Below are 12879 nucleotides of genomic sequence, written 5' to 3'. Positions count from 1 at the left end.
CCTCTCCTCAGCCCTCTCGATCGAGCAGGAAAAGGTGCTCGTTCACGTGGATCGGCCTATCGCGCAGGTTCCTGCTGGCGCGGTAGGTGTTGTACTTCAAAACCTCCTCATCGACGCGACCGTGCGCGCCCAGCACTCCCTTGATCTCCTCCGTGGACACGTAACCCTCGGAGTTGAACGACACGAGGAGGAATCGCGCTCGGATTTTCTCGAAGAGGTCAGCGAGGAGCGTCAGAGATCGCTTCTTGACGTTGTACCCCGAGCGGTTCCAGTCCGTCGGAATGCCGGAAACCCGACTCACTTTCTCGGGACGCTCATAGTTCACGAGGAGGTTGAGCATGAAGTAGTTGGACCCGTAGGGGTGCTGGTTGTAGGGAGGGTCGATGTACACCAGGTCGAAGGATTCCAAATCGGGTGCAAGGTCATTAGCATCTCGTCGAAAGACTTCATGCTCGGACCGGAAAACGCTCTGAACCGGCGCTTCGAGAGTAATCGGGGAGAGGATCCGACTCGTGGCATCGCCAGCCGCCGCGCCAAACTTGCCGATGCCGGTATTCTTGTCCTTATAGAACCCCTTGAAGACGCCTCCGGTGTTCGCATGAATCGATGCGCTTGACAGCAGCGGCCCGAGAAGAAGGCAACGGATCTCTTCCGGCAGTTTCGCCAACTCCTGGACGTAATAATCGAGGCGGCGCGCGTTGTCGTTCGAGTAAAAGACTCGCTCGCCTAACTGGATGTATTGGTCGTTAGATGGGGAATACAGCTCACGGATAAAGCCGTCGTGCGACGCCCCGTCGAGCGCGGCACGGTTGAGGCGGTCGGCGTGCTGCGCCGCCTCGGCCAGCAGCGCCTCATCACGGTCAGCGAGGAAGCACTCCCCAATCGCCTGCGCATACAGTTCCAGGTCGTTCGACGCCACCAGCGATGAATGCTTCTTCAAGAGGCGCGCGACGAACCCGGAACCCGCGAACAGGTCGATCGACCTCAACTTTCGCCCGCCGAGTCGATTTCGCGCATCGATGACAGCCTGACTGATCGGACCGGCCAGGCCGCGCTTGTTCCCGATATAGGTAACGAGCTGTCGAGTCAGGTAGGAAGGGTCTTCACCGGGCTCTACCTGGTTGTCGAGCCCAAGCTCGAAGAGCGTCGCCTGACTCATTTCTTGCTTCCTGACGTAAGACCTGTACGGAACTCCACCACATCCCCGTCGACCATCACGTACTCTTTGCCTTCCATCCGTACCCAGCCTTTAGCCTTGGCGTCGGCGACGGAACCGGCTTCGATCAGATGTTCAAAGGAGACCACCTCGGCTTTAATAAAGCCTTTTTGGAAGTCCGTGTGGATAACGCCGGCAGCCTCCGGGGCGGTCGCGCCTTTCTTGATGGTCCAGGCGCGCGCTTCTTTGGGGCCTGCGGTGAGGAAGGTTTGCAAGCCCAAAGTATCGAAGCCGACGCGGGCGAGCTTATCTAAGCCAGATTCGCTTTGCCCGGTGGATTCCAGCATTTCTGCGGCTTCATCAGGTTCAAGTTCGATCAGCTCGGACTCAAATTTTGCGTCCAGGAAAATAGCTTCAGCGGGGGCGACCTCGGCCCGAATTTTTTCCTGCATCGCGGTGTCGGACAGACCTTCTTCATCCGTATTAAACACGTAGATGAAGGGTTTAGCGGTCATGAGGTGGAGTTCTCGCAGCGGTTCTACGTCAATTCCGGCTGCTTTCGCGCCTTGGAACAGAGTCTTACCGCTTTCCAGAAGCACCTTTGCCTTATCCATGGCATCAAGCACAGTAGGCTCTGTGAGCTTGCGCTTGACTTCTTTTTCGACCCGGGGGCGTGCATTTTCCAAGGTTTGCAGGTCCGCCAGGATCAACTCCGTGGTGATGACCTCCATGTCAGCCGCCGGATCGACTGCACCGGAGACGTGGGTGACGTCGGGATCAGCAAATGCGCGGGTCACCTGACAGATGGCGTCAGCCTCCCGGATGTTGGCGAGGAATTTGTTCCCCAGCCCTTCGCCCTCGCTCGCACCTTTCACAATGCCCGCGATATCGACGAACGATACGGACGCCGGGACGGTTCGCTCGCTGCCGAACACCTGAGCGAGCTGGTCAAGCCGCGGGTCTGGTAGCGGAACGACCCCAACGTTGGGGTCGATCGTCGCGAACGGATAGTTCGCAGCGAGCACCTCTGCGCGGGTCAGAGCGTTAAACAGGGTTGACTTGCCGACGTTGGGCAGACCGACGATTCCGATAGTAAGAGCCACAAGAGAGAAGTCTAGGCGCTTACGGTCCGCTCGTCGCGCGCAACTGGTCGAACAGCTTTCAGCAGGTCGTCCGGCATCTCTGGGGCTGCCCTGCCCACCGGCGTCTACCACTGGACGCCACGCCCGCCACTGGAGGCCGTGCCTACCAGGGACCTGTTCACGGGTCACACCGAACCCAGTTTTCAAATGTCATACCCCCGTGGTCTGCTGGAACCATGGATATCGGCACTCTGTTTATGGCTCTGCTCATGCTGGCGGTGGGCGTTGCGCTCGGCGCGGGCGGGATGTGGGCGGTGTTGCGCGCACGCCTTGGGGCGATGGAGCTCTTACTCGCAGACCGTAACCGTCTCAGCTCAGAGCTTGAAGCCGCATCAGCTAAGGCCCTGCGGTCCAGTTCGGAGCAGCTTTTACACCTCGCCAGTGAACGTTGGGATCGTGAGCAGGCTGAGCAGGATGCACGGGATAAGTTGCGTGACTCGGCCCTGCGTCAAACTGTTCAACCGGTTGCCCAGACTCTCGCTTTACTGGAACGGTCGTTGGCCCGTACTGATGCCGCACGTACCCGGGCAGAAAGCGAGCTGCAAGAACAGTTGCGCGCTTTAGCTCAGCAGTCTGTATCGCTTCAACAGGGCACCAATGCCCTGGTCAGTGCTCTGAGGGCGCCGACCGCGCGAGGCCGATGGGGTGAGGTGCAGTTGCGCCGCGTGGTCGAAGCATCGGGCATGATCGAGCATTGCGATTTCACAGAGCAGGCCGCGAGCCGGAACGTGTCGGGAGATGGTGGCCAGCGCCCGGATCTCGTGGTGCATCTGTCCGGTGGGCGCCACGTTGTGGTGGATGCGAAAGTGCCGATGGAGGCGTATTTAGAGGCTGTCAGCAGCGAGGATGAATCCATTTCAGCGCGTCGGCGCCGCGACCATGCCAAGGCCCTGCGCTCTCATATCGACAAGCTATCGGCAAAGTCGTACTGGTCTGCTCTCGGCGACTCACCGGAATTTGTGGTGCTGTTCGTACCCGCCGACGGATTCGTGGCAGCTGCGCTGGAAGAAGACCCCACCCTTTTTGAACAGGCTTTCGCCCGGGACGTCGTAATCGCCACCCCCTCAACCTTGATGGCGCTGCTGCGCACCGTTGCTCACACCTGGCGCACCGATGCATTAAATCGCAATACCCAGGCGATTTTAGATGCGGGTCGGACGCTGCACCACCGGCTAGGCACCTACCTAGGGCACGTACAGAAACTGGGTCGAAGCCTGGAAGCATCCGTTGGTGCCTATAACGACTCACTCGGATCTTTGCGCTCCCGGGTCTTAGTGACCGCCCGCCGGTTCGAGGATCTTTCCATCGCGGGAACCCCACTCGCTGAAATCTCCGATATTGAACGACGCCCAACGACCTTGTCCGACGACGAAATCGCCGATCTCGCGAATGCCGCCTCGGCGGATCAGCAGATCACCAAGTTCACGATGGGAAGTCCCCGCAACGCCGCACAAGAAGGAGCATAAACACCCGGTGCGCCCTCAAATGTGAACAAGAAATCACTCAATGACGTCCGCTCAGACGAATACTAGGCCAGGCCGTCGTTGCATCCGCCTCGGGCCGAAGGCCGCACCCGTCGATCCGTCTCGCCACTTTTCTTCATTTCCTGGCGAAGTTCCCTCGGCAGGGAAAACATAAGATCCTCGGTGGCGGTGCGCACCGGTTCAACATTCCCGTACCCGCGCCGGGCAAGCTCATCCAAAAGCTGTTGCACAAGGACCTCCGGGACCGACGCACCCGAAGTCACGCCAACCGTTTCCACCCCGTCAAACCAAGCATCTTCGAGCTCATCAATCGCATCGATCCGATGAGCATCGCGAGCGCCGTTTTCTTTTGCAACCTCCATCAGACGAACCGAGTTCGACGAATTAGCAGAACCAACCACCAAAACTAGGTCACTCTCAGGCGCGATTTTCTTCACCGCAACCTGCCGGTTCTGGGTCGCATAACAAATGTCATCACTCGGAGGCGACGCCAACAGCGGAAACCGCTTCCGCAAACGATCAACGGTCTCCATAGTCTCATCCACACTCAACGTGGTCTGCGACAGCCACACCACCTTGGACGGATCCCGCACAGTGACCTGATCCGTATCCTCCGGTGAATTCACCACCTGCACATGGTCAGGCGCCTCCCCCGCAGTGCCCTCCACCTCTTCATGACCCGTATGACCCACGAGCAAAATGTCATAGTCGTCCTTGGCAAAGCGCACCGCTTCCTTGTGCACTTTGGTCACCAGCGGACAGGTGGCATCAATTGTGCGCAGATTCCGCGCAGCAGCCTCCTCCCGCACCCTCGGAGACACCCCGTGAGCAGAGAAAATGACAAGCGCCCCTTCAGGAACCTCATCCACCTCTTTCACGAACACAGCCCCTTGCTCGCGCAAACGCTCAACAACATATTTGTTGTGCACGATCTCGTGGCGGACATACACCGTCTCGTCGTAATGCTCCAGGGCACGCTCAACAGCGACCACCGCGCGGTCAACTCCGGCGCAATAGCCTCGCGGCTCGGCCAATAGAACTCGTTTTGGGCTCACCCAACCATCCTACGGAAGGCCCCGACAGCGTGGCGTGGCACAGTTCACCGCCAGACCAAACAGAGCTGAATCCTCACGCCCCCTTCACAATCAATCACCGCCTGTGACCATACGCCACCCACAATCAACGACCACGCACACACACTCGACCATCTGCCCCCACAATCAACCGCCACGCACACTCGACCGCCCTCTTCCAACCGCCGCCCTCGTTCAACCGGCGTGCGTGATCAACCACTACCCACGTTCAACCACCACCCGCGCCACCCAGATTTCCACCGCATACGTCAACACGCCACGTTTGTCATAGAGGCATGGCACAGTGTTCACCATGACCGAACCCGCTTCCACTCTCGCTGCAACAGCTGCCGAGACCACCGCAGACAACCCCTGGCCGCTGCGGCTGCTCAGCGTCAAGGTCGGCGAATATATATCGCGCATGTCTGCCCTGTGGGTCGAAGGCGAGCTCATACAGCTCAACCGACGGCCAGGAAGCGGCATGGCCTTTATGACTCTGCGGGACGTTGATGTAGATATGTCGTTCTCAGTCCCAGTTCGGGAATACGTGTTGCGCTCCACCGGAGCTGAGCTCGTGCCCGGGGCACGCATTGTGATCCATGCCAAACCCACGTTCTGGTCAAAACGTGGAAGCCTGCAACTTGAAGCCGACGACATTCGACCGGTCGGCATCGGCGAACTCCTAGCCAGGCTCGAACATCTCAAGCGTGTTCTCGCTGCAGAAGGGCTGTTCGACGCCGACCGCAAACGACCACTGCCATTTTTACCGCGAACAGTCGGCCTGATCTGCGGGCGAGCCTCAGCCGCTGAACGGGACGTGGTCGTCAATGCGCAGCGCCGGTGGCCCGCCATTGCATTCCAAATTCGTGAAGTCGCCGTTCAAGGCGATAAAGCGGTCGGCGAAGTGATGGGGGCCTTGCGCGAACTCGAAGAACTCGATGACGTCGATGTCATCGTGATCTCGCGCGGCGGCGGATCACTGGAAGACCTTCTACCGTTCTCTGATGAGCAGCTCATCCGCCTAGCAGCTTCATGCACAACCCCGATCGTCTCCGCCATCGGGCACGAGGTGGATACCCCGTTACTTGACCTAGTCGCGGACCTGCGGGCCTCAACCCCCACCGATGCGGCCAAACAGATCGTGCCCGACCTCGCCACCGAGCGCGAACAGATCGACGGCGCGCGCATTCACCTTCGCAGTATCTTGCGCCGACGCTTAGATCAAGACCAAGCAGCACTCGACTCTCTTCGTTCACGCCCGGTTTTGGCGTGCCCCGAAACAATTGTGGACACTCACGCAGACTTCATTCGCGGGCGCATCGCGCTAGCTCGGACGTTAACTCATGCCCGGCTCTACCGTGGGCACGACGAAATCCGACACCTCACGCGGCAGCTCAGAGCACTCTCCCCCTTGAACACCCTGCAACGCGGATATGCCGTGGTCCAATCTGAGAACGGATCCGTCGTGACAGACCCCACCGAGCTTCCAATTGGCGCTCAGCTCTCGGTCCGGGTTGCCGAAGGACGATTCGGAGCCGTACGCACTGAACAGGACCCTTTAGCTCATACCGAGATCTCGCACCCCGTTTCGACCTGACCCACAGAATCCAGCGCCCACATAGGACCCACCCAAGATCCGCCCAGTGCCCGTACACATCATCAGCATGTCATCCGTCATCCACTAAGCACCGCTCACCTCGTCTTTACCCAGTGATCATCACGTACCGACCTATCACTCACGATCAGGAGATCCCATGACACCAGCAAAAACCCCTGATACCTCATCCGAGATTGACAACAACCTCGACACCAACTCGGACTCCGCTCACGCATCCGAGCCCGAGATGCAGCTCCCACCCGAAATAGCCCACCTGAGTTACGAACAGGCTCGCGACGAACTCGTTCAAGTCGTACAACAGCTTGAGGCGGGATCCACGGACTTAGAGGCATCCATTGCGCTATGGGAGCGCGGCGAACAGCTCGCGGCCCGCTGCGACCAATGGCTACACGGTGCCAGAGAACGCTTAAACGCGGTCATCGCCACCCGGGAGACCAACGGGTAAACCGCGGCGCGAAAACCTGCGTCTTATCACCCTCCATACTCCGATGCGACAGGCCTCATGTATCAGGCGCGGGGCACGGATCGAATAGCAGCCGTAGCTACATCAATCAGTTCCTGCTGAGAGGTTGTTCCCGTCACGATCAGACCCCATGCCGGACCAGGACAGGCAAGAGCACGCACCGCCTTCACCGACGCATCGCCATCAGCCGCCGACTGGGCAGAGCCCGTCGCGGTATAGGTATCACAGGTGACCCCGTCGACCGTCGCATGGCCTGATCTGCGCACACCGGGCTGAGCATCGTGAATAGCAGCTGGCGTAATATCACGGCTTTGACGCATCGTGACCGCGGCGCCAGCTGGTGAAGACCACGTCGCCGTCCACACAGGGTGATCACCGCTCAACAGCCTGACAGTAGTCACTTTCCATCCATCACCAAGCCTTGGCACCATCACGGGAAACGGCACCGACCCCTCGGCCTGCTTCGCAATCACCGGCAGGTTCGTAGTCGACTGGGAAGAGCCCTGGGGTGCGTCTGCCGTCTGCGACTGCGGCAGAATCACAATCCCCGCAACCACCAGGACTAACGCAAGGTTGAGCCCAATCGCCCACACCATATTTTTCACCGACAGGCTCGTCTTCGTCACCCGCCCATGCGCGGGCCTCGGTGCAGTAGAAAATTCCGGATGCTCCGTGCCAGAGCCGTGTGGGATCTGCACCTCGGCCCCAGCTAACTCAGGTATCTCAGCCCGATCTGACTCCGGCCCCTCGGCCGCGCCTCGATCACTCGTGGCGGCCACACCCGAAGCTCTAACCTCGGCCCCAGCTAGCTTTGGCGCACACGATTTCGTATCCCTCGGCGATGAAGGCGGCTGCGGGTCATCCACGGTTGGTGATGGCATGACGACAATTCTGTCCCATGAATCCCGCACGCGCCCCCACGGCACCACACGAGTTCACTGCTCGCCCTCCCCGTTACCTTGTGAGCGCCCCCGGATGCACTCACCTAAACCCCACCCTTCACTCCCCCATCCTCGCGGTCACCTCAAACGGCCCCTAAGCATCAAACGTATTCCGCCCGCCCCCAAACCCATCCATAAATAAACCCATCCACGCCTAAACCCGCCCGCCAAGAAACTGTCCCTGATCGCCACCACCCCGAACCCCACCGCGACCTCGGGACCTCCCCATTGGATTCACCCGCACCCATCTGCGATGATCGAGCCCGTGAATGCACAATTCTTAACCGTTGGGGAAGCACTCGTTGACATCGTCGTCACCAAGGACGGCACCCACACGGAATATCCGGGCGGAAGCCCCATGAACGTTGCCGTCACCCTGGGGCGGCTCGGACACACCTCTCACCTCCTCACCCAGATCGGAGCTGATGCTCGGGGAGATGCGATCCGCCAGCACATCGAAGCCTCATCGGTGACCTTGACACCGGGGAGCATTGATACGTCCCACCCCACGTCCACAGCGCTTGCCGAGCTGGACGAGACCGGCGCAGCCAGCTACACCTTCGATATCTTCTGGTCACCCAACTCCTCCGGGATTCCAGAGCATCTTGACGGCGTGCACACCTCCTCGATTGCGGCGGTTCTTCCCCCCGGAGCCGATAGCGTGATCGAGGTTCTGCACAGCACGCGCGACCACGCGACGATCTCCTACGATCCGAACGCCCGCCCAGCTCTCATGGGCTCACCCGAGAATGTCCGCGCCACCGTTGAAAAGATCATCGCTCTGTCCGATGTGGTCAAGGCGAGCGACGAAGACATCGCCTGGATGTACGGCACCGATGATGTCGAAAGCATTGCCCGCACTTGGTTGGGCCTTGGACCGGCGTTTGTAGCTGTTACGCGCGGTGGTGACGGTGCCCTCGGGGTGTGCCGGCAGGGCCGCGTGGAGATACCTGGGGTGCGGGTGCAAGTGGCCGATACGGTGGGCGCCGGTGACACCTTCTCTGCGGGTATCCTCGATGCATTGGCGCGCAAAGATCTGCTCGGGGCCAAGCGTCGCGAGCAGCTGCGCAGCATATCGCTTCCGGAGCTCACCGAGGTACTCACCCATGCGGCGCGATGCGCAGCGATCACGGTTTCACGCCACGGGGCCAATCCTCCGTGGTTAGCTGATCTCGATTCTTTAAGCGCCGAGTAGTAGACCTGTATCTGTACAACCCGACTGAAACACCATCCGAATACAACGTACAAAGGACACGTTCTCATGGCCGAGACCGACCAGACCGAGTACCGCATTGAACACGACACGATGGGCGAAGTCCGGGTGCCAGCCCAGGCGCTATACCGTGCACAGACGCAGCGCGCCGTCCAGAACTTTCCGATTTCCGGACAGGGTTTGGAACCCGCCCATATCCATGCCCTGGCGCAGGTCAAGAAGGCTGCGGCCCGGGCCAACGGTGAGCTCCAGGTTCTGCCTGACGACGTCGTGGATGCGATTGTGGCGGCCGCCGATGAAGTGATTAATGGCCATCACGACGATCAGTTCCCGGTGGATGTGTATCAGACCGGTTCGGGAACCAGCTCGAACATGAACATGAACGAGGTGCTTGCCACCATCGCCTCCCGGATTTCGGGCCGTGAGATCCACCCCAATGACCATGTGAATGCTTCGCAGTCATCCAACGATGTGTTCCCGACGTCGGTTCATGTGGCGGCAGCTAGCGCCGTCACCCATTCCCTGCTGCCTGCGTTAGCCCATCTCGCGGAGGCACTGGAAAAGAAATCCGCTGCCTGGAGCCATGTGGTGAAGTCGGGCCGTACCCATTTAATGGATGCCACCCCAGTCACGCTGGGCCAGGAGTTCAGCGGATACGCGGCGGCGGTGCGGTACGGCATTGAACGCGTTGAAGCAGCCCTACCGCGGACGGCCGAGGTGCCGTTAGGCGGCACGGCGGTGGGCACCGGTATCAACACCCCCACGGGTTTCCCGCAGCGAGTGATTGAACTGCTCGCCGAGCAGACCGATCTGCGATTGACCGAAGCCCGCAACCATTTTGAGGCGCAGTCCACCCGCGACGGCCTGGTAGAGATGTCTGGCGCCTTGCGCACACTCGCGGTTTCGCTCACGAAGATTTGCAACGACCTTCGCTGGATGGGCTCGGGACCGAACACTGGGCTCGGAGAGATTGCGCTACCAGATTTACAGCCGGGCAGTTCCATCATGCCGGGCAAGGTGAACCCCGTGATTCCCGAGGCTGTTCTCATGGTCTGTGCGCGGGTGGTTGGAAATGACGCCGCCGTCGCATGGGGCGGAGCCCAGGGGAATTTTGAACTCAATGTGCAGATTCCGCTCATGGGCACGAGTCTGCTGGAGTCGATCCGTTTGCTAACCAATGCGGTGCTTGCATTGGCGGATAAGACCATTGATGGATTGGTTGCCAATGAGGATCGCGCTCGCGCTTACGCGGAAATGTCGCCGTCGATTGTGACTCCGTTGAATAAGCTCATCGGCTACGAGAATGCAGCGAAGATCGCTAAGCACGCGGTGGCCGAGGATCTCACGATCCGTGAAGCAACCATTGCGCTTGGTTTTGTTGAAAGTGGTGACATCACCGAAGATCAGCTCGATGAAGCACTCGATGTGCTGTCCATGACGACCCCAAAGGGGTAGGTGCCCTACGTTATTGAGGGCGCGTATATAAGGCTAGTGTGAGGGCCGGGCACCACTGCCCGGCCCTCATTGTCGTGACGTGGCTATGCCGCTGACATGCTCACGCTTCCATAATGCGCCTACGACTTCGTAATGTACCTACGGCTCGATGATGTGCCTACGACTACACGATGTGCCTGCGTCTTCGTGATGTGGCTATGCCTCGCAGTGACGTCTTAGGCGCCGAAGCGACGCTCCCGGTCGGCATAATCGCGCAGGGCCCGCAGGAAATCCACGCGGCGAAAACCTGGCCAATATGTTTCGCAGAAATAGAATTCGGAATGCACCGACTGCCACAACAAAAACCCGAAAGTCGCTGTTCACCGGAGGTCCGGATGATCAGGTCTGGGTCAGGTTGCCCTTTGGTGTAAAGATGCTCGGCAATGGACTCCGGTGTGAGCGTGGCGGCGAGTTCGGCGGGGGTGAGCCCGGCCTGGTCGGCATCCAGGAGGAGGTTTCGCACCGCGTCGGTGATTTCGCGGCGGCCGCCGTATCCAACTGCCACATTGACGGTGAGTGGCGATGACACGATGTCTCGGTCTTGGACTGCGTGGATTTTTTGGACCACCTCGCAGGGTAAGAGGTCAGCCGCACCGGCGAGTTGAACCTTCCACCCGCGTTTACCGATATCTTCTACGACTCCGGCGATAATCCGATAGAGCTCGTCGAGCTCGGCCCGGTCGCGGCTGAGGTTTTCGGTGGACAGCATCCATACAGTCGCCACCGGTATTCGCAGTTCCTCGCACCAGGAAAGAAACTCGGTGATTTTAGCGCCACCTTGGCGGTGCCCCTCGGCCGCGGTCGCACCGAACGTGCGCGCCCATCGACGATTGCCATCAATAATGACTGCCACGTGGCCCGGTAACTCCGATGGCCGTAAGCCTCGTTCCAGTCTGCGCTCGTATAGGCGGTAGAGAACGGCGGGAAGATTCACTCCCCCTCCTCCCGGTCGGTCATACCAATATTATTCCGTACTCGCGGCATGACCTCCGCGCACAGGCGCCAGGTTCGCACGGTGTTCACAGGATCGACACCGCTCATCAACAGCTGACTCCCACTACCTACGGTTGCGTAAGTTAAGCTAACCGAATGACGTCTCACTCCACCCCGGGTCATTCACCGGTCGGACGTGGCACCGCGGCACCCCTTGAGGCGCCCCCTGCCAAGGACACGGCACACACTGGTACCGACAACACCATCGTCCGCGGTTTGCACGAAGCCGCAGCAGCAGCAAAACCCCGTTTACGAGGATGGATTCACCTCTTTACCTTCCCGACATCGATTATCGCCGGGACCCTTCTGATCGCCTTCGGACCCACGCTCGCCAGCCGGCTGGCATGCGCAGTCTTCGTTGTCACCGCGGGGATGCTGTTTGGCATAAGCGCGACCTATCACCGAGGAACCTGGTCGCAGCGCGGAGCAATTATTCTGCGCCGCTTCGACCACGCCAACATTTTCTTGATCATCGCGGGAACCTACACGCCTCTCGCGGTCACTCTGCTGTCCCACACCCAAGCCACCATCTTGCTGTTCATCTGCTGGGGCGGTGCAGCTCTCGGTGTGATATTCCGACTGTTTTGGACCTCTGCCCCGCGCTGGCTCTACGTGCCTGCGTACGTGGCTCTCGGCTGGGTGGCGATCTTTTACATGCCGCAGATGCTCCACACCGGCGGCTGGGCCGTGGTCAGCCTTCTGGTGGCCGGTGGTCTGCTCTACACGGTGGGTGCCGTCGTCTACGGGCTAAAGCGCCCCAACCCGTCGCCATACTGGTTCGGATTCCACGAAATCTTTCACGCCTTCACCGTCACCGCGTTTGTGTGTCACTTCATCGCGGTATGGCTGGCCGTCGCCACGGTGTAGCTAGTTTCGCTCCTCCGCGGAACGGTCATCGGCATCGGCGTCGTCTGCTGCCGGTTCGGTCGTGACATCTTTCGCTGCCGTGCCGGCATCAGCACCTCGCGCATTGTGATCAGCGTCTGCCGCACCTGAATCTGCGGCGGCTTCTGAACGTGCGACGCCTTCCGAACCTGGGCCTACAGCATCTGCCACTTTGTCGGTATCCGATGCACGACCCGCAGCCTCAGCGATCTCCGCTTCACGGCGTTCCACATCCGCGCGCGCTTGCATCCTGCGCACACGCCGTGACATATCGACCAGCAAAAGCACCGTCACCACCACCACCGCGAAGGTCGCGATAAAACCGATCAGCCCCGGCGATACGGTGACGGAGTTAAACGTCGACGGGCGGGCAAACAGATCCGCCGGATTCATAGCTACCTCATGCATTACTGTCGG

12 protein-coding genes are annotated in these 12879 nt (G+C 59.9%); 6 read left to right on the top strand and 6 right to left on the bottom strand.

What is annotated here, in order from left to right; genetic code table 11:
- Positions 1-7: 7 nt before the first annotated feature.
- Positions 8-1159: a DNA adenine methylase gene (locus BN1724_RS10910; protein WP_058235387.1), complete on the bottom strand. Its 1152-nt coding sequence runs from the start codon at positions 1157-1159 to the stop codon at positions 8-10.
- A complete protein-coding gene (gene ychF, locus BN1724_RS10905; RefSeq protein ID WP_058235386.1) occupies positions 1156-2259 on the bottom strand; it encodes a redox-regulated ATPase YchF in 1104 nt (367 codons plus the stop codon). Before ychF ends, BN1724_RS10910 begins: the two co-directional genes overlap by 4 nt.
- A gap of 215 nt (positions 2260-2474) precedes the next feature.
- Here ychF and BN1724_RS10900 point away from each other — a divergent pair, with 215 nt between their 5' ends.
- Positions 2475-3764 carry a DNA recombination protein RmuC gene (locus tag BN1724_RS10900; protein WP_231928236.1) on the top strand — a complete coding sequence of 430 codons (1290 nt, stop codon included), beginning with the start codon at positions 2475-2477 and terminating at the stop codon, positions 3762-3764.
- Between the two features lie 62 nt (positions 3765-3826).
- Here the strand turns inward: BN1724_RS10900 and BN1724_RS10895 are convergent, their stop codons facing one another.
- Positions 3827-4837 (bottom strand): 4-hydroxy-3-methylbut-2-enyl diphosphate reductase, encoded by a 1011-nt coding sequence (locus tag BN1724_RS10895; protein ID WP_058235385.1) that lies wholly within the window; start codon positions 4835-4837, stop codon positions 3827-3829.
- A 331-nt stretch (positions 4838-5168) separates the two neighbouring features.
- Between BN1724_RS10895 and xseA the strand changes: the two genes are divergently transcribed.
- Entirely contained in the window at positions 5169-6452 is a 1284-nt protein-coding gene (gene xseA, locus BN1724_RS10890; protein WP_058235969.1) for an exodeoxyribonuclease VII large subunit, read from the top strand.
- 157 nt (positions 6453-6609) lie between these two features.
- Positions 6610-6918 (top strand): exodeoxyribonuclease VII small subunit, encoded by a 309-nt coding sequence (locus tag BN1724_RS10885; RefSeq protein WP_058235384.1) that lies wholly within the window; start codon positions 6610-6612, stop codon positions 6916-6918.
- 62 nt (positions 6919-6980) lie between these two features.
- Here the strand turns inward: BN1724_RS10885 and BN1724_RS12725 are convergent, their stop codons facing one another.
- Complete coding sequence (locus BN1724_RS12725) at positions 6981-7562, bottom strand: DUF4245 family protein (protein WP_172797121.1); 582 nt, start codon at positions 7560-7562, stop codon at positions 6981-6983.
- 568 nt (positions 7563-8130) lie between these two features.
- On the opposite strand from BN1724_RS12725, the gene BN1724_RS10875 reads away from it, so the two are divergent.
- The gene (locus tag BN1724_RS10875) at positions 8131-9072 is read left to right on the top strand and encodes a carbohydrate kinase family protein (RefSeq protein WP_058235382.1); all 942 of its coding nucleotides are present in this window, start codon (positions 8131-8133) and stop codon (positions 9070-9072) included.
- Between the two features lie 66 nt (positions 9073-9138).
- Entirely contained in the window at positions 9139-10545 is a 1407-nt protein-coding gene (locus tag BN1724_RS10870) for a class II fumarate hydratase (protein WP_058235381.1), read from the top strand.
- Between the two features lie 163 nt (positions 10546-10708).
- Here BN1724_RS10870 and uppS read toward each other — a convergent pair whose 3' ends face one another.
- Positions 10709-11518, bottom strand: a complete 810-nt coding sequence (gene uppS, locus BN1724_RS10865; RefSeq protein WP_456236266.1) for a polyprenyl diphosphate synthase — start codon at positions 11516-11518, stop codon at positions 10709-10711.
- 155 nt (positions 11519-11673) lie between these two features.
- Here uppS and trhA point away from each other — a divergent pair, with 155 nt between their 5' ends.
- Positions 11674-12444 (top strand): PAQR family membrane homeostasis protein TrhA, encoded by a 771-nt coding sequence (gene trhA / locus BN1724_RS10860; RefSeq protein WP_084252997.1) that lies wholly within the window; start codon positions 11674-11676, stop codon positions 12442-12444.
- Here the strand turns inward: trhA and BN1724_RS10855 are convergent, their stop codons facing one another.
- On the bottom strand, positions 12445-12870 hold the full coding sequence (locus BN1724_RS10855; RefSeq protein ID WP_058235380.1) for a hypothetical protein: 426 nt from the start codon (positions 12868-12870) through the stop codon (positions 12445-12447).
- Between the last annotated feature and the right edge of the window lie 9 nt (positions 12871-12879).

Source organism: Devriesea agamarum, from assembly GCF_900070355.1.
Taxonomy (GTDB): Bacteria; Actinomycetota; Actinomycetes; order Actinomycetales; family Dermabacteraceae; genus Devriesea; species Devriesea agamarum.
This window is presented reverse-complemented; position numbering and strand designations above follow the sequence as displayed.